The organism is Streptococcus sanguinis, from assembly GCF_050222175.1.
GTDB lineage: Bacteria > Bacillota > Bacilli > Lactobacillales > Streptococcaceae > Streptococcus > Streptococcus sanguinis_M.
Genome location: NZ_CP071420.1, coordinates 393,063 through 410,327 on the forward strand (window position 1 = coordinate 393,063; position 17,265 = coordinate 410,327).

Consider the following 17,265-nt stretch of genomic DNA (forward strand, 5'->3'; position numbering starts at 1 on the left):
TTTCCGTCCTTTTTTTGCTTTGAAATTTCCGCCTAGACAGTTGATTTAGACCCTTCCTCTTTTACACCCTGTATAAAATATGGTAGAATAAACTATAAAATACTTTTGAGGTACAAATTATGACTGTGAAAATTAATACAAAAGATGGTCAAATTGAGCTGACTGATGACGTTATTGCGACAATCGTCGGAGGTGCAGCGACTGAAATTTTTGGTGTAGTTGGCATGGCCAGCAAAAATGCAATCAAGGATAATTTTCAAGCCCTTTTAGGAAAAGAAAACTATGCTAAGGGCGTGGTTGTGAAAGCGACTGATGAAGGTGATATCGCAGTTGATGTCTACACTGTGTTAAGTTATGGAGTCAAAATCAGCGAAGTTTCCAAAAACATCCAAGAGCGTGTTAAATTCAGTTTGGAAAACAAGCTCGGAATTACTGCCCATGCAGTGAATGTTTATATCCAAAATATTAAAGTCGTAGGAGAATAATCGTGGCAAATATTACTACTAGTTTATTCCAAGAAATGGTGCAAGCAGCATCTACTCGCTTAAATAAACAGGCTGAATATGTAAACTCTTTGAATGTCTTCCCGGTTCCAGATGGTGATACAGGTACCAACATGGGTATGACTATTGAAAATGGTGCTAAGGAAGTGTCAGATAAGTCTGCTTCAACAGTTGGCGAAGCGGCAGGCATCTTTGCGAAAGGTCTTTTGATGGGCGCGCGTGGTAACTCAGGAGTTATCACTTCCCAGCTTTTCCGCGGTTTTTCTCAAAGCGTGAAGGAGCATGAAGAGCTGACTGGTGAAGATTTAGCACTGGCCTTTCAGTCTGGTGTAGAAGTGGCTTACAAGGCAGTTATGAAGCCGGTTGAGGGAACAATTTTGACTGTTTCCCGCGGTGCAGCGATTGGTGCCAAGAAGAAAGCTGAAGTCACTAATGATGCTGTAGAAGTTATGAAAGCAGCTCTTGAAGGAGCAAAGGCTGCTTTGGCTAAGACACCGGATATGCTGCCGGTTCTGAAAGAAGTCGGCGTTGTGGACTCTGGCGGTCAAGGGTTGGTCTTTATCTACGAAGGTTTCTTGTCTGCTCTTACAGGCGAATATATCGCTTCTGAGGACTTTGTGGCGACACCTGCGACCATGTCTGAGATGATCAATGCTGAGCATCATAAGTCTGTAGCTGGCCATGTGGCAACAGAGGATATCACTTACGGCTACTGTACAGAAATCATGGTGGCTCTCAAGACAGGTCCAACCTATGTAAAAGACTTTGATTATGATGAATTTCGCAACTACCTCAATGATTTGGGAGATTCCCTGTTGGTAGTCAACGATGATGAAATCGTCAAAGTCCATGTCCATACCGAAGATCCAGGACTGGTTATGCAGGAAGGTCTCAAGTACGGTAGTTTGGTCAAGGTCAAGGTTGACAATATGCGCAACCAGCACGAAGCACAGGTTGAAAAGGAAGAGCGCTCAGCTAAACCGGCTCAAGAAAAAGAGTTTGCGATTATCGCTGTAGTGGCTGGTGAAGGTCTGGCTGAAATCTTTAAGGCTCAGGGAGTTGACTACATCATCTCTGGCGGGCAAACTATGAACCCATCAACGGAAGACTTCATCAAAGCTGTGGAGCAAGTCAATGCTCGCAATATTATTATCTTGCCAAACAATAAAAACATCTTCATGGCAGCCCAATCAGCAGCAGAAGTGATTGAACAGCCTGCAGCTGTTATTGAGACTCGCACAATCCCTCAAGGCTTGACCAGTCTCCTAGCTTTTGATGGCGGCAAGACTATCGAGGAAAACCAAGAGCGTATGACTGCAGCCTTGTCAGAAGTAGTCAGCGGCAGCGTGACGACTGCGGTTCGCGATACGACGATTGATGGCTTGGAAATTCATGAGAATGACAACCTCGGTATGGTGGATGGTAAGATTGTTGTTTCTAATCCAGATATGCTGACAGCTTTGAAAGAAACATTCAGCAAGATGCTCAATGAAGATAGTGAGATTGTCTCTATCTATATCGGTGAAGACGGTAGCGAAGAGTTGGCTAGCAGTCTTGCTCAAGATTTGATGGAACAATTCGAGGATGTAGAAGTAGAAATTCATCAGGGCAGTCAGCCGGTTTATCCATATATTTTTAGTGTTGAATAGCATAAAAAGGCAATCGAAAGGTTGCCTTTTGTCATTTTGTAGAAAATACTTAGACAAGAAACTGGTATTATGTTATACTGTAACAAATAAAAAGTAAAAAAAGGTGAACTATGAAAAAATTTTTCATTCTTGTTATTTCTGCTTCGGTACTCTTGACGGGCTGCGTGCTTCCTAGCTTCAGCAAGCATCGTCCTAGACACTCTTCTGAATCGGCTTCTTCTTCTAGGCGGACTAAATCTAGCTCTAACTATAGCTCCAGCTCTAGTAAGTCATCCAGTTCTTCTTCTGAAAGTACAGAGATTGTCTCTAAAACCTTGGTTGGAGACATTGAAGAAATCCATCATCGTGATACAATTACCTATCAGGGCAAGAAAATCTTGAATCTTCGGATGGAATTGCTCACTTCCTTGCCAGAAGAAGCTAGTGCGGCATCAGCTACTTTGACTCCAGAGGAAATGACGACTATCATTCGTGAAGGAATGCAGTCTGATTCAAACTATGTAGCAGCTAAGAGTTTGGAAGGTGTTAATATTGATTATTCAGTTACAGCAGAGAAGAAATTGCAGACCTTGATTGAAATTGATTTGCAAAAGGTCAATGTCGAAGAGGTGGAAAAGAACAGTTTCTTCCAAGGTTTTGGACTGAAGGATATTAAGGATATTACACCTGAGATGTTCATTCTGAGTCTAAAGCTCAATGGTCTCAAAGAAGAGGTGCAGAGCTAAAGTTTAAAAAGCGTTGGTCTCTCATCTTATAAATTGAGTAGCCTCTTTATTGAAAAATTTTTAGATTAGGCTGCTTTGATTCCAGTTTCTATCTAAATTGCAACAGACCTACAACTAGTCGGTTCCTCTCAATGAGGGGGCCGGCTTTTTTTGTGTCTTCATGCAGAAGGGATATAAATAGATTATTCCAATATTTGCTAGCTTTGGGTTCAAAAAGTGGAATAGTGACATTTGTCATGTCAGTCGGTGACAAAATCAACTAGTAGGAAAAATTTCTTTGCCTTATAATATAGTTAACAACATGATAAAAGGTTGCTGTAAGAATTCAAACAGCATCTGGCCTTTGTTCTTCTTTCGCCATTGGAAAAATAAAGGAAAGATGCACATACGGTTTATCAAATCAAAGGAGGAGCAAAATGGAACTGATTGAAGTAAAGAAGCTTTCTAAAAGCATTCGCGGTAAGGAGATTTTAAAGGATATTTCCTTTGAAATCTCCCAAGGTGATTGTGTAGCCTTGATTGGTCCCAACGGAGCAGGGAAAACGACTCTCATGGACTGTTTGCTGGGTGATAAGTTTCTGACAGCGGGTCAGGCTACGATTCAGGGACTCAAGCCGACAGATAATCATCTCAAGCAGTCGGTAGCGATTTTACCACAAGAAAATACAGTGGTGGAGGATTTGAAGGTCAAGGAACTCTTGACTTTCTTCCAAGCTATTTATCCAAATAGTCTGTCTGATCAAGAAATTGATGATTTGTTGCAATTTACAGATAAGCAAAAGAACCAGTTGGCCAGCAAGCTGTCTGGTGGACAAAAACGTCTCTTCTCTTTTGTTCTGAGTCTGATTGGACGTCCTAAGATTCTGTTCTTGGACGAACCGACTTCTGCTATGGACACCTCTACTCGTCAGCATTTCTGGGAAATTGTTAATCAGCTCAAGCAGCAGGGAGTGACCATCGTTTACTCCTCTCACTATATCGAAGAAGTTGAGCATACGGCAGACCGGATTTTGGTGCTGCACAAGGGTGAGCTGATTCGGGATACGACGCCTTATGCCATGCGCAGTGAGGAGCAGGAAAAACACTTTACCTTGCCGCTGACTTATCAGTCTGTGCTGGAAAAGCTGGATAATGTGACTGATTTAGAAATCAAGCAAAAGGCTTTATCTTTTGCTACTAGAGATGCTGGACAGGTCTGGCAGGTCCTTCAGGAACACGGCTGTACAATCGAAGAGATTGAAGTACGTAACCGTACCCTCTTGGATAGTATTTTTGAAACGACACAAGAATAGGAGAGTAATCATGAAAAATATGGCAAGTCTCATGAAGATTGAGTTGATTTTAATGAAACGGCAGGCTGCTTATTATCTCTTGTCTATTGGTCTGCCCAGCGTCTTTTACCTGATTTTCTCAGGAATGATGTCTGGAAGTGATACGCCTGAACATGTGCTTCGAGGCTACCTCTTCTCTATGACTCTTTTTAGTATCATGTCTAGTGCTTTCTTTAGCATTCCTAGTACTTTACAGTCTGATAAAAATAATAACTGGCAAAAAATGATCCAGCACTCGCCGATTTCTATGGTAAAATATTATATATCAAAACTTTGCAGTACGCTGTTGACTTTTATGCTTTCTATTATCGTAGTCTTCTCGATTGGGCATTTTGTTCGCGGGGTTAATCTGCCAATGGTAGACTGGCTTCTTATTGCCTTGATACTTCTAGTAGGAAGTGTGGTCTTTATTGCCATGGGGGTATTGGTCAGTCTCTTACCAAGTGCTCAGCTCATGTCTGTTGTGGGAAATATCGTCTATATGGCACTGGCTGTTCTGGGCGGTCTATGGTTTCCTCTGACTATGTTTCCAAAATGGCTCCAGCCAATCGGTAAGCTGACGCCAAGTTATCAACTAATGCAGGTCGTGTCTTCTTATCTAGAACACCATCAGTTTAATGGCAAGGCCGCTTTGATTGTTCTGATTTATACGGTTTTGGTCAGCATTCTTGTGCTGCAGCTCAAAAAGCGAATTGAGGTAAAATAAATTCATGTGGGAAAAACTTAAACAAGTCCACTATATGTTTCATATTGCGCTGGTCTTTATCATCTTTCCAGTGGCGGGAGTAATCAGCGGGGAATACCCGCTTTTCCTCTTGCTCTGGACAGCTATTTTTGTTGTGGCTTACTATGCGGTTTTGCTAAGTAACCATCGCCTTATTCAATTTTTTTCTTGGTGTTTTTTGGTTGCTTACATATACTATGGTTCGGTCTGGTTAAATACAGGATTTACCTGGTATATTTTTTATCTATCTAATCTGCTGATTTATGAGCTGGATGATGTCTCGTTTAAATCCTGGCGTTTTTGGACCTTTATTGATTTGCAGCCTGCTATTGTGCTGACTAATTATTTGATGGGTAATGTTGGTCCAGCAGAACTACTCTTCTTTATTGTCACTTTTCTCTTTTCGGATGGTGTGACCTTTGGTCTCCATCGGATTCAGACGGCAGAGCAGATCAAGGAAGAAAAGGTCAAGCAAAATGCCCAGCTGAATCTTTTCCTGGCAGAAGATGAGCGGAATCGGATTGGCCGTGACTTACACGATAGTCTAGGGCATACCTTTGCTATGCTCAGTGTTAAGGCGGAGCTGGCTCAGCAGTTTTTGCAGATGGAAGCCTATGACAAGGCAGCAAAAGAACTGCAGGAAGTGCAAGAGATCAGCAAGAAGTCCATGGCTGATGTTCGGCGGATTATTAATGATCTAAAGAATCGGACGCTGGACGAGGAACTAGTGACAATTCGTGCCATGCTGGAGATGAGCGGTGTTCAGGTAGAAATGGATAACCAGCTCAATGTTGCCAGTGTCCCACCGAGTCAGCAGTCAACAATCAGTATGATTTTGCTGGAGGCTGCTACCAATATTATCAAGCATGCCAAGGCTAAAAAGAGTAATTTCTCTTTGGTGAAGAAAGATGAAAAACTTGTTTTAGATATTCAGGATGATGGTTGTGGTTTTCAAAAGCTGACCGGTCGGGAGTTGCATAGTATTCGAGAGCGACTGTCCGCCTTATCAGGGAGTATTGAGATTCTTAGCAGCCAAGATCCGACGTGGATTCGAATTGAATTGCCATACGGAGGGAAGGAAGCATGAAACTTTTGTTAGCAGAAGATCAAAGTATGCTGAGAGATGCTCTAGCTCAGCTCTTGCAGCTGCAGCCAGATGTCAAAGAAGTCTATCAGGCCGCGGATGGGCAGAAGGCCATTGACTGTCTCAAGTCAGAAACTCTTGATGTAGCTATTTTGGACGTGGAAATGCCCCACCAGACCGGCCTAGATGTTCTCGAATGGGTCAGGGCCAATCGACCAAACATCAAGGTCATCATCGTTACAACCTTTAAGAGACCGGGCTATTTTGAGCGAGCTGTTAAGGCGGATGTAGATGCTTATGTGCTCAAAGAGCGTAGCATTGCAGATTTGATGAAGACCATCCACACCGTTCTAGATGGGCAAAAGGAATATTCGCCGGAATTGATGGAGGTACTGATGACCAGCAGGAACCCTCTCTCTCAGCAGGAGAGACTAGTCCTACAAGCTGCGGCGACTGGCCTGTCCAATAAAGAAATTGCTGAAAAACTCTTCCTGTCAAATGGAACAGTTCGTAACTATATGTCTGCTATTTTGACCAAGCTAGATGCTGAAAATCGAACAGAGGCAGTCCGAATCGGGCAAGAGAAAGGCTGGTTATAGCTGGAAGATTCAGCTTTGGAGAAAAGGTGAGATAAGTTAGTTTTTAGCTAAAGTGAACATTTGTGTGAGGAATATTCTAATGAAGTGTCGGAACTATAAATATAGTTCTGACTTTTTATCTTTTGTTTGAAAAACATTCGGATTTAGATAAAAAATCAAGAAAAAAATAAACTAGCGGCTTGCAATTTTTTTCAAAAATGTTATCATAGTAGAAAGCTTTTTGAATTTTTAGAAAATTGTAAATAAATGAAAGGGGAAGAATGGAGAAAATCAAATTAGAAACTTCTAAGACTGGTTCAGAGCTTGTTTTGGAAACCTTGAAAAATCTTGGTGTTGATACAATTTTTGGCTATCCCGGTGGCGCTGTACTGCCGCTTTATGATGCTATTTATAGTTTTGAAGGCATCCGTCATATTCTAGGTCGCCATGAGCAAGGCTGTGTTCACGAGGCAGAAGGCTATGCTAAGTCTACCGGGAAAATCGGAGTTGCAGTTGTGACTAGCGGTCCGGGAGCGACTAATGCCATTACCGGTATTGCCGATGCCATGAGTGATAGCGTCCCCCTTTTAGTCTTTACTGGTCAGGTGGCCAAGGCTGGGATCGGTAAAGATGCTTTTCAGGAAGCGGATATTGTTGGGATTACGACTCCTATTACCAAGTACAATTATCAGGTTCGGGAGACGGCAGAAATTCCGCGTATCATTACAGAAGCTATTCACATTGCGACGACAGGTCGTCCTGGGCCAGTCGTTATTGATTTGCCTAAGGATGTCTCCGCTCTGGAAACGGACTTTATCTATGACAGTAAGTTGCATCTGCCGAGCTATCAGCCGACTATTGAGCCTAATGAATTGCAGATTAAGAAGATTATCAAGCAGATTTCTAAGGCTAAAAAGCCGGTCCTTCTTTCGGGAGGCGGTATCAGTTATGCCGAGGCAGCAGCAGAGCTGGTTGCTTTGGCAGAGCGGTATCAGATTCCAGTAGTCACTACATTGTTGGGGCAAGGGACCATTGCGACAGACCATCCTTTGTTCTTAGGTATGGGTGGAATGCACGGTTCTTTTGCGGCCAATATTGCCATGACTGAGGCCGACTTTATGATTAGTATCGGTTGCCGTTTTGATGACCGTCTGACCGGTAATCCGAAAACCTTTGCCAAGAACGCTAAAGTAGCACATATTGATATCGATCCAGCGGAAATTGGAAAGATTATCAGTGTGGACATCCCTATCGTAGGGGATGCTAAAAAAGCCCTACAGATGCTGCTGAATGAAGAGCAGGTGCATAATAATACCAGCAAGTGGATTGAAAAAGTAACCCGCGATAAGGAACGGGTTCGCTCATATGATAAGAAAGAACGTGTCGTACAGCCTCAGGCTGTCATTGAGCGCGTAGGTGAGCTGACCAAGGGTGATGCCATCGTCGTAACAGACGTCGGTCAGCACCAGATGTGGGCCGCCCAATATTATCCGTATAAAAACGAGCGTCAACTGGTAACGTCTGGTGGTCTAGGAACCATGGGCTTCGGTGTACCTGCAGCGATTGGAGCTAAGATTGCCAATCCAGATAAGGAAGTGGTGCTCTTTGTCGGAGATGGTGGCTATCAGATGACAAACCAAGAGATGGCTATTCTCAATATCTATAAGATTCCGATTAAGGTCATCATGCTTAACAATCATTCGCTAGGCATGGTGCGCCAGTGGCAGGAAGCTTTCTATGACGGTCGTACCTCTGAGTCTGTCTTTGAAACGTTGCCAGATTTCCAGCTCATGGCTCAGGCTTATGGTGTTAAATCCTATAAATTTGACGATCCGGAGACCATTGTCCAGGATTTGGAAGTGCTGAAGGAAGATATACCAATGTTTATCGAGGTGGATATCTCTCGCAAGGAACACGTTCTTCCAATGGTGCCGGCTGGCAAGAGCAATCATGAGATGTTGGGGGTGAAGTTCCATGCGTAGAATGTTGACAGCTAAACTCCAAAACCGTTCGGGTGTTCTAAACCGCTTCACGGGTGTCCTTTCCAGACGTCAGGTTAATATTGAGAGTATCTCAGTCGGAACGACGGAAAATCCGGAAGTATCCCGTATCACCATCATCATTGATGTGGCTTCATTGGCAGAAGTTGAGCAGATTATCAAGCAGCTCAATCGTCAGATTGATGTGATTCGGGTTCGAGATATCACGGACCGCCCTCATTTAGAGCGTGAAGTGATTCTGGTTAAGGTCTCGGCTCCAGCTGACAAGCGGGCAGAGATTCTATCTATTATCCAGCCATTCCGGGCGACAGTTGTGGATGTAGCACCTAGCTCCATTACCGTTCAGATGACTGGTGATGCGGAGAAGAGCGAGGCTCTGCTTCGAGTTATTCGCCCATATGGTATCAAAAATATTGCTCGGACTGGAGCGACAGGCTTTACCCGAGATTAAACCAAACCTTTAATTTGTTAAAACCGCCTAACAGGCAATAAAAATAGAAAAGAGAGTAAAACTTATGGCAGTAACAATGGAATACGAAAAAGATGTAAAAGTAGCAGCACTTGACGGTAAGAAAATTGCCGTAATCGGCTATGGTTCACAAGGTCATGCCCATGCGCAAAACTTGCGTGATACAGGCCACGATGTGATTATCGGTGTTCGTCCTGGTAAGTCATTTGACAAGGCTAAAGAAGATGGCTTTGATACTTATACAGTAGCAGAAGCAGCTAAATTAGCTGATGTCATCATGATTTTGGCTCCAGATGAAATCCAACAAGATCTCTATGAAGCAGAAATCGCTCCAAACTTGGAAGCTGGAAACGCAGTTGGATTTGCTCATGGTTTTAACATCCATTTTGAATTTATCAAAGTTCCTGCCGATGTAGATGTCTTCATGTGTGCACCGAAAGGTCCTGGTCACTTGGTTCGTCGTACTTTCGAAGAAGGATTTGGTGTTCCAGCACTTTACGCAGTATACCAAGATGCAACTGGTAATGCCAAAAACATCGCCATGGACTGGTGTAAAGGTGTTGGTGCGGCTCGTGTTGGTTTACTTGAAACAACTTATAAAGAAGAAACAGAAGAAGATCTCTTTGGTGAACAAGCTGTGCTTTGTGGTGGTCTGACTGCCCTGATTGAAGCAGGATTTGAAGTTCTGACTGAAGCAGGCTATGCGCCAGAATTGGCTTACTTTGAAGTGCTGCACGAGATGAAACTGATTGTGGACTTGATCTACGAAGGTGGTTTCAAGAAGATGCGCCAATCTATCTCAAACACAGCTGAATATGGTGACTATGTATCTGGTCCGCGCGTGATTACTGAGCAAGTCAAAGAAAACATGAAGGCGGTCTTGGCAGATATCCAAAATGGTAAATTTGCAAATGACTTTGTAAATGACTACAAGGCTGGTCGTCCAAAACTCACTGCTTACCGTGAGCAAGCTGCTAATCTGGAGATTGAAAAGGTCGGTGCAGAATTGCGTAAAGCAATGCCATTCGTTGGTAAAAACGACGACGATGCTTTCAAGATTTACAATTAAGGTAAAGAGCAGATAAGACATTAGGGGTTGGAATGCGAATTCCCAGCCCCTTGTTTTGCTTGATAGAGAATAAACTGGAGAGACAGGGAAGGAAAAAATATGCTCAGAGCAAAAGATATCACGCATGCTCATAAAGTGTTAAAAGATGTGGTTGTCAATACTCCGCTTGACTACGACCACTATTTGTCGGAGAAGTACCAGGCCAAGATTTACCTGAAGAAGGAAAATATGCAGCGGGTGCGCTCTTTTAAACTTCGCGGGGCTTATTATGCCATTTCTCAACTTAATGAAGAGGAGCGCCAGCGTGGGGTTGTCTGTGCTTCTGCGGGAAATCACGCCCAAGGAGTGGCCTATACTTGTAAGGAAATGAAAATTCCAGCAACTATTTTTATGCCCATCACGACTCCTCAGCAGAAGATTGGCCAGGTCCGCTTCTTTGGTGGTGAATTTGTGGAAATTAAATTGGTCGGAGATACCTTTGATGCTTCGGCCAAGGCTGCGCTTGACTATACTAAGGCTGAAAATCGCACCTTTATCGATCCTTTTGACAATGATGATGTCCAAGCTGGTCAAGGAACAGTGGCTTATGAAATCTTAGACGAGGCCAAGAGAGAAGCTATCGATTTTGATGCAGTTTTAGTACCAGTTGGCGGCGGCGGACTGATATCAGGAGTCTCAACCTATATCAAAGAAAGTCAGCCAGCTATCGAAGTTATTGGTGTGGAAGCCAACGGTGCCCGCAGTATGAAAGCAGCTTTTGAAGCTGGAGGTCCGGTCAAGCTTAAAGAAATCGACAAATTTGCCGACGGCATCGCAGTACAGAAGGTCGGTGCATCAACCTATGAGGTTACACAAAAGAATGTTCAAAATCTTATCGGTGTAGATGAAGGGCTTATTTCAGAGACCATTATTGACCTATACTCCAAGCAAGGGATTGTCGCAGAGCCAGCTGGTGCGGCAAGTGTTGCTGCTTTGGAAGTGCTGAGCGAGTATATCAAGGGGAAGACTATCTGCTGCATTATCTCAGGTGGTAATAATGACATCAACCGGATGCCAGAGATGGAAGAGCGGGCTCTTATTTATGATGGTATCAAGCACTATTTCGTGGTCAACTTCCCGCAGCGTCCAGGTGCCTTGCGTGAATTCGTGAATGATATTTTAGGACCCAATGACGACATCACTCGTTTTGAATATATCAAGCGGGCAAGTAAGGGAACAGGACCAGTTTTGATTGGTATTTCTCTGGCAGATAAGCATGATTATGCTTCTTTGATTAACCGTATTGAGCAGTTCGATCCGTCCTTTATCAATCTGAACGGGAATGAAACACTCTACAATATGCTTGTCTAATTGTAAATATATTTTAGCCTAATTTGTATGCTTTCGTTTGAAACTGCAAATTAAATATGTTAGAATATACTATAGTGAATCAAGGAGGCTTGAACATGTTTTTTATTCCATTTTTCTTTATCATATTGATCATAATCTTTATATTCTTGTTGCTTAGTGCAGTTTATGTGGTTCGTCAGCAATCTGTGGCAATCATTGAGCGTTTTGGACGCTACCACAAAACTAGCAGCAGCGGTATCAATTTCCGTCTTCCTTTAGGGATTGATAAGATAGCGGCTCGTGTTCAGCTGCGTTTGCTGCAGAGCGAGATTGTCGTTGAGACCAAGACACAGGATAATGTTTTCGTAACTATGAATGTTGCGACCCAGTATCGTGTAAATGAAAACAACGTGATTGACGCTTATTACAAACTTATGCGGCCAGAAGCTCAGATTAAGTCTTATATCGAAGACGCCCTTCGTTCCTCAGTTCCAAAACTGACCTTGGACGAGCTCTTTGAAAAGAAGGACGAAATTGCCCTAGAAGTCCAAAAGCAAGTGGCAGAAGAAATGTCGACCTATGGCTATATCATTGTCAAAACCTTGATTACCAAGGTTGAGCCTGATGCTGAAGTTAAACAGTCTATGAACGAAATCAATGCGGCGCAGCGTAAGCGTGTGGCTGCTCAGGAATTGGCTGAAGCGGATAAGATTAAGATTGTGACAGCTGCCTCTGCAGAAGCTGAGAAAGACCGCCTGCATGGGGTTGGTATCGCTGAGCAGCGGAAGGCCATTGTGGATGGTTTGGCTGACTCCATCAAAGAATTGAAGGGAGCCAATATTGAGTTGACAGAAGAGCAGATTATGTCTATTCTTTTGACCAACCAGTACCTAGATACGCTGAATAATTTTGCAGATAGTTCGGGTAATAATACCATCTTCCTTCCAGCAAATCCAGAAGGAGTCGAAAGTATTCGGACTCAGATACTTTCAGCCCTCAAAGCTAAGTAAAGAAAATTCAGAATTATTTAATTTGTTCGAATTTGGTTTGTTTAAGTTGACAAACTGTATAAAAACAATTATAGTAGTTGATGTAGCTAGAATAGAGAGGAGTAAGAAATGGCTAAATCTAATTTCGAGAAAGTAGAATCTGTTGTTAGTTGGGTACGTGATAAGAAGATCACTGGTTACCGTATTAGTAAAGAAACAAATGCACGTGAAATGTCTATCATTGCTCTTGCTCAAGGACGTGCAAAAGTGAAAAATATCTCTTTTGAAACAGCTCTTGGCTTGATTGATTTCTACGACAAAAACCATGAAAAATTTGAAGACTAAACTTCAAAATCGTGCAACTGATATTGCTCATTAAATAAAAAAAGGAATCTGGAACTAAATCCAGATTCCTTTTTGCTTTTGAAAATAGAAGTAATTTAGCTGAGGAAGCGTTGCAAGAATTCTTTGGTTCTTTCTTCTTTTGGATTTGTGAAGATATCCTGCGGACTGCCAGATTCAGCAATGACGCCTTTATCCATAAAGATGACACGGCTGGAGACATCACGGGCAAATTCCATCTCGTGGGTTACGACTATCATAGTCAGCCCTTCCTGAGCCAGTTCTTTCATGATTTTCAGAACTTCACCAACCATTTCAGGGTCGAGGGCTGAAGTCGGCTCGTCAAAGAGGATAGCATCAGGATTCATGGAGAGGGCGCGGGCAATAGCGACTCGCTGCTTCTGACCGCCTGAGAGTTGCTTAGGCTTGGCCTGCCAGTATTGCTCGCCCATTCCAACCTTGTTGAGGTTTTCTTTGGCAATTTTTTCGGCTTCTGACCGTTCTTTTTTCAGAACTGTTGTCTGAGCGACGATGGTATTTTCCAGAACATTAAGATTTTCAAAGAGATTGAAAGACTGAAAGACCATGCCCAGCTTTTCACGGTAATGGGTCAGATTATAGTTCTCTGCCAAGACATTCTTACCTCGGTAGAAAATCTGACCACCGGTTGGTGTCTCCAAAAGATTAATAGAGCGCAGGAAGGTTGACTTTCCACTGCCAGAGCTGCCGATGATGGAAATCACTTCTCCTTTATGAACAGTGAGGGAGATGTCCTTGAGGACTTCGTTTTCACCGTAGGACTTTTTGAGGTTTTTAATTTCTAAAATGGTTTCTGTCATGATTTTACTTCTCCGGTCTGCATTTGATTAGCACCTGTCGTGTAGTTATCTGTGTCAAAGCGTTTTTCAACATAACGCAGGATGCGTGTCACGCTGAATGTCAGGACAAAGTAGATTACAGCGATGATGGTAAAGGTTTGGAAGTATTGGTAGGTTTGGGTAGCGATGGTATTTCCAGAGAAATAAAGCTCAACCACCGAGATAACATTCAACACGGATGTATCCTTGATGTTGATGACAAATTCATTACCAGTTGCGGGCAGAATATTGCGGACAACCTGAGGCAGTACAATCTTGCGCATGGTCTGGCTGTGAGTCATACCCAGTGCTGTTGCGGCCTCGAATTGCCCCTTATCAACGGCAAAGATACCACCGCGGACAATCTCGCTCATATAAGCTCCGGTGTTGATGGAGACGATGAAAATGGCAGCGATAGTCCGGTCGATAGAAATTCCGAATGCCTGGGCTGTTCCGTAGTAGATAACCATGGACTGAACAATCATGGGAGTTCCGCGGAAAATCTCAATATAGACATTTAAGAACCAGCCGAAGATTTTTTGCAGTGATGCTAGGAGTTTATTCTTAGAAGCTGGCGCTGTTCGATAAACGCCAATCAGCAGTCCGATGATGAGACCTGCGATGGTTCCTGTTATCGAAATAAGCAAGGTCAAACCAGCTCCGCGTAAAAATTGCGGCCAGTTTTCAGCCAGGATCTTAGCCACTTGACTGAAGAATGATTCATTCGTTGTTTCACTATCCGTATCAACAGGCTGTTTCTGAATCATCTCATCCATCAGCTTGACTTGGTCATTGGTAGTAATCTTAGTGATAGCTGCATTGGCTTGCTCGATACGATTGTCATCTTTACGCATCCCAATGGCAATGGAAGCATCTTCTTCTCCTACTTCAAAGCCTTTCTCAAATTGGATCATTTTGAAGTTAGAGTTGGCAGTCTCAGCAGTCAAAGCTTCTGGCCGCTCAGAGATATAGCCATCAATAACTCCAGATTCCAAGGCTTGACGCATCTGAGCAAAATCGCCCATAGCTGTCTCTTTTTTGGCACCAGACAGTTGGTCAATGAGATTGTAGAGGTAAACTCCTTGCTGGGAAGTGATTTTGGCGTCTTTGAAGTCTTCTAGAGTCTTAGCGGATGCATATTTTCCATCTTTACGAACTAGGAGAACTGGCTCGCTGGTGTAGTAACTGTTGGAAAAGGCGATTTCCTTTTTCCGCTCGGCAGTTGGACTCATACCCGCAATAATCATGTCAATCTTTCCGGAGGTCAGAGCAGGAATTAAGCCATTCCAAGAAGTCTTGACAACCAGAGGTTCCTTGCCCATCTCTTGAGCAATTTTTTTGGCAATCTGCACATCGTATCCGTTGGCATATTGGTTGGTTCCTTCGATTTTTACAGCACCGTTGGAATCGTCATCCTGAGTCCAGTTGAAGGGAGCGTAGGCTGCCTCCATACCGATTCTCAGGTAGTCATCGGCTTGGATAACTTGGGCTGTTCCTAAAGCGACCAGGAGGGCAGTAAATAAAGTGAGTAATAATTTCTTCATGGGTTTCTCCTGCTTATCTAATAATTGTTCTTCCTATTCTATCGAAAATTACCGTTCTTTTCAATCCTAGTAAGCCCTTACTTGATAAAAATGATATAATAGAACAAAATATCTGTAAAGAGAGGTTGAGTATGAAACGATATTTTTGTCTCCTATTAGTCTTATTTTCCTGTCTTTGTTTTGGTCAGGTTGTCTCGGCTGTTGACTATGATATTGAATCCTATCAAGGCGATCTGGCCTTGCGTGAGGACAATACAGCTACCTACACAGAGAAAGTGACCTACAAGTTTAATGACGACTATAATGGTCAGATTGTTTCGCTGGGCTCTGCTGGAAAGATGCCCAATGGCTTTGCCATTGATGGGAATCCGACGGTCTCGGTTCTGACGAATGGTGAGCCAGATATGGACATTAACCCCCAAGTCAGAGACTTAGGAGATGGCTATGAGGTCAAAATCTATAATTCAGGAAACGACGGTGACAGAGTTGTTGTTACTGTGACCTGGCAGCTGAGAAATCTCCTTTTTCTTCACAAGGATATTGCTGAGCTCAACTGGACTCCTATCAGTGACTGGGACCAGGGGATAGGAGAGGTCGTTTTGACAGTTTCTGGCTTGAGCAATCCAGATAAGAGCGAGCTCTTTGCTCATAGTGGCTACTTTGGTACTCAGCCTTTCGTGGATAAGGATGGCACCGACTATCTGGTCAAACTCAATGGAATTGGCTCGGGCGATAATGTCGAGCTCCACGGCTATTGGGATCGACAAGCGGTCTCTCTTGTGTCCCAGAATGAAGACGAGAGCGACTACTTGCCAACCTTTAAAGCTCAGGAAGAAAAGATTGCCCGCAAGACGGTCTTTTACCGGCAGCTAGGAGAAATTTATATACCCTTGCTGCTCCTATGTGCCATCCTTGCAGCGGCTATTCTTTATTTTGTCTTTGCCCAGAAGATCAAGCCTAAGCAGTCTTATCCCAAGAATGCCCGTCTATATGAGGCTCCTCAGGACTTGTCTCCTCTTGTCTTGGCGGAAAATATTTACGCGGTGGACATGGAGGATGTCGACCCGACTAGGGGCGGCAAGGCAGTGCTGAACTTTGAAAACATGGTTCAGGCGACTTTATTAGACTTGCTGGATAGGGGCAATCTCCTCCTGCAGGGAGATGCTGAAAATCCTGTTCTGCAAATAGCGACCTATGATGGACTGGCGGACTTTGAAAGACGTTTTCTGGGCATGGCTTTCAACAAACAATCCCAAGCCAGTGTGAAAGATCTCTTTTCAGCCTATCAAATTTCAGAAGATATTTATAAGCACAAGTCTTCTGCGGATGAGTCCTATATCCGTAACATTGGTAGCAATATCAAGTCCTTATTTACTAACAGTCTGCGCTCCTTATCTAAAGAAGTGCGCTCTGAGGGCAAGCGTTTGGGCCTCTTTGGTCACTACCGGCCTCTCAAAGTTCAGGAAAAGAGATTGCTGATTACTGCCATCATTCTAGCTAGTGCTGTTTTGCTGTTCTCTCTTGGAGTTTTGTTTGTCTATATGGCCGCTTTTGAAAGTCTCATCTGGATATATATTCCCTTAGCACTGGTGGGACTTGTTATGATTTGCATTTTTGCTAGTAAGGCGCAGCTTTATTGGCGAGATGGCGTCCTGAATGATGAAGGCGCGCATGATTACTATTTGTGGAGAAGTTTTTCAAATATGCTGCGAGATATTGCTCATCTGGACAAGACAGAAATCGAAGGCATTATCCTGTGGAACCGTCTCTTGGTCTATGCGACCCTCTTTGGCTATGCAGATCGCGTCAGTCGTGTCATGGCTCTGCGTCAGATTCACTTGGAAAATCCATCTATGGACAGCTATGTTCAGGCTAACTTGCACTATGCCTTCTATAGCAGTATGCACAGTTTCTCAAACTACGGCCATGTAGCCACCACAGCCAGCAATTTCTCTGTCTCATCTGGCGGAAGTTCAGGTGGTGGGTTCTCTGGCGGCGGAGGCGGTGGAGGCGGTGGAGCTTTCTGATAAACAAGCTCTCTCCTAGCCAGAAAAGTTATCGTACTGGCTTTT

General features: G+C 43.5%; 16 protein-coding genes. 14 read left to right on the top strand and 2 right to left on the bottom strand.

The window, feature by feature from the left end:
• Positions 1–119 precede the first annotated feature (119 nt).
• The 13 genes from J1C91_RS02025 to J1C91_RS02085 all read left to right on the top strand — a co-directional run bounded on the left by J1C91_RS02025 (position 120) and on the right by J1C91_RS02085 (position 12,795).
• Entirely contained in the window at positions 120–485 is a 366-nt protein-coding gene (locus J1C91_RS02025) for an Asp23/Gls24 family envelope stress response protein (RefSeq protein ID WP_002893676.1), read from the top strand.
• Between the two features lie 2 nt (positions 486–487).
• Positions 488–2,152 (top strand): DAK2 domain-containing protein, encoded by a 1,665-nt coding sequence (locus tag J1C91_RS02030; protein ID WP_002908832.1) that lies wholly within the window; start codon positions 488–490, stop codon positions 2,150–2,152.
• 110 nt (positions 2,153–2,262) lie between these two features.
• A complete protein-coding gene (locus J1C91_RS02035) occupies positions 2,263–2,877 on the top strand; it encodes an SP0191 family lipoprotein (protein WP_002908833.1) in 615 nt (204 codons plus the stop codon).
• A gap of 416 nt (positions 2,878–3,293) precedes the next feature.
• A complete protein-coding gene (locus J1C91_RS02040; protein WP_002908835.1) occupies positions 3,294–4,169 on the top strand; it encodes an ABC transporter ATP-binding protein in 876 nt (291 codons plus the stop codon).
• Positions 4,170–4,179: 10 nt separating this feature from the next.
• Positions 4,180–4,914: an ABC transporter permease gene (locus J1C91_RS02045; protein WP_002908839.1), complete on the top strand. Its 735-nt coding sequence runs from the start codon at positions 4,180–4,182 to the stop codon at positions 4,912–4,914.
• 4 nt (positions 4,915–4,918) lie between these two features.
• Positions 4,919–6,019, top strand: coding sequence for a sensor histidine kinase (locus tag J1C91_RS02050; protein WP_002908840.1), 1,101 nt, complete (start codon positions 4,919–4,921; stop codon positions 6,017–6,019).
• A complete protein-coding gene (locus tag J1C91_RS02055; RefSeq protein WP_002908843.1) occupies positions 6,016–6,615 on the top strand; it encodes a response regulator transcription factor in 600 nt (199 codons plus the stop codon). Before J1C91_RS02050 ends, J1C91_RS02055 begins: the two co-directional genes overlap by 4 nt.
• 260 nt (positions 6,616–6,875) lie before the next feature.
• Entirely contained in the window at positions 6,876–8,576 is a 1,701-nt protein-coding gene (locus tag J1C91_RS02060) for an acetolactate synthase large subunit (protein ID WP_002908845.1), read from the top strand.
• On the top strand, positions 8,569–9,045 hold the full coding sequence (gene ilvN / locus J1C91_RS02065; protein WP_002898887.1) for an acetolactate synthase small subunit: 477 nt from the start codon (positions 8,569–8,571) through the stop codon (positions 9,043–9,045). Before J1C91_RS02060 ends, ilvN begins: the two co-directional genes overlap by 8 nt.
• A gap of 64 nt (positions 9,046–9,109) precedes the next feature.
• Positions 9,110–10,132 carry a ketol-acid reductoisomerase gene (gene ilvC / locus J1C91_RS02070; RefSeq protein WP_125439254.1) on the top strand — a complete coding sequence of 341 codons (1,023 nt, stop codon included), beginning with the start codon at positions 9,110–9,112 and terminating at the stop codon, positions 10,130–10,132.
• A 99-nt stretch (positions 10,133–10,231) separates the two neighbouring features.
• Positions 10,232–11,482: a threonine ammonia-lyase IlvA gene (gene ilvA / locus J1C91_RS02075; protein WP_002925915.1), complete on the top strand. Its 1,251-nt coding sequence runs from the start codon at positions 10,232–10,234 to the stop codon at positions 11,480–11,482.
• 56 nt (positions 11,483–11,538) lie between these two features.
• A complete protein-coding gene (locus J1C91_RS02080) occupies positions 11,539–12,471 on the top strand; it encodes an SPFH domain-containing protein (RefSeq protein WP_002898882.1) in 933 nt (310 codons plus the stop codon).
• Positions 12,472–12,579: 108 nt separating this feature from the next.
• Positions 12,580–12,795, top strand: coding sequence for a hypothetical protein (locus J1C91_RS02085; protein WP_002893653.1), 216 nt, complete (start codon positions 12,580–12,582; stop codon positions 12,793–12,795).
• Positions 12,796–12,890: 95 nt separating this feature from the next.
• On the opposite strand, the gene J1C91_RS02090 is transcribed toward J1C91_RS02085, so the two are convergent.
• Positions 12,891–13,631, bottom strand: a complete 741-nt coding sequence (locus tag J1C91_RS02090) for an amino acid ABC transporter ATP-binding protein (RefSeq protein WP_002908849.1) — start codon at positions 13,629–13,631, stop codon at positions 12,891–12,893.
• Positions 13,628–15,193 (bottom strand): ABC transporter substrate-binding protein/permease, encoded by a 1,566-nt coding sequence (locus J1C91_RS02095; protein ID WP_002908850.1) that lies wholly within the window; start codon positions 15,191–15,193, stop codon positions 13,628–13,630. Before J1C91_RS02095 ends, J1C91_RS02090 begins: the two co-directional genes overlap by 4 nt.
• Positions 15,194–15,324: 131 nt before the next feature.
• Between J1C91_RS02095 and J1C91_RS02100 the strand changes: the two genes are divergently transcribed.
• Entirely contained in the window at positions 15,325–17,220 is a 1,896-nt protein-coding gene (locus tag J1C91_RS02100) for a DUF2207 domain-containing protein (RefSeq protein ID WP_125439256.1), read from the top strand.
• Positions 17,221–17,265: the final 45 nt, after the last annotated feature.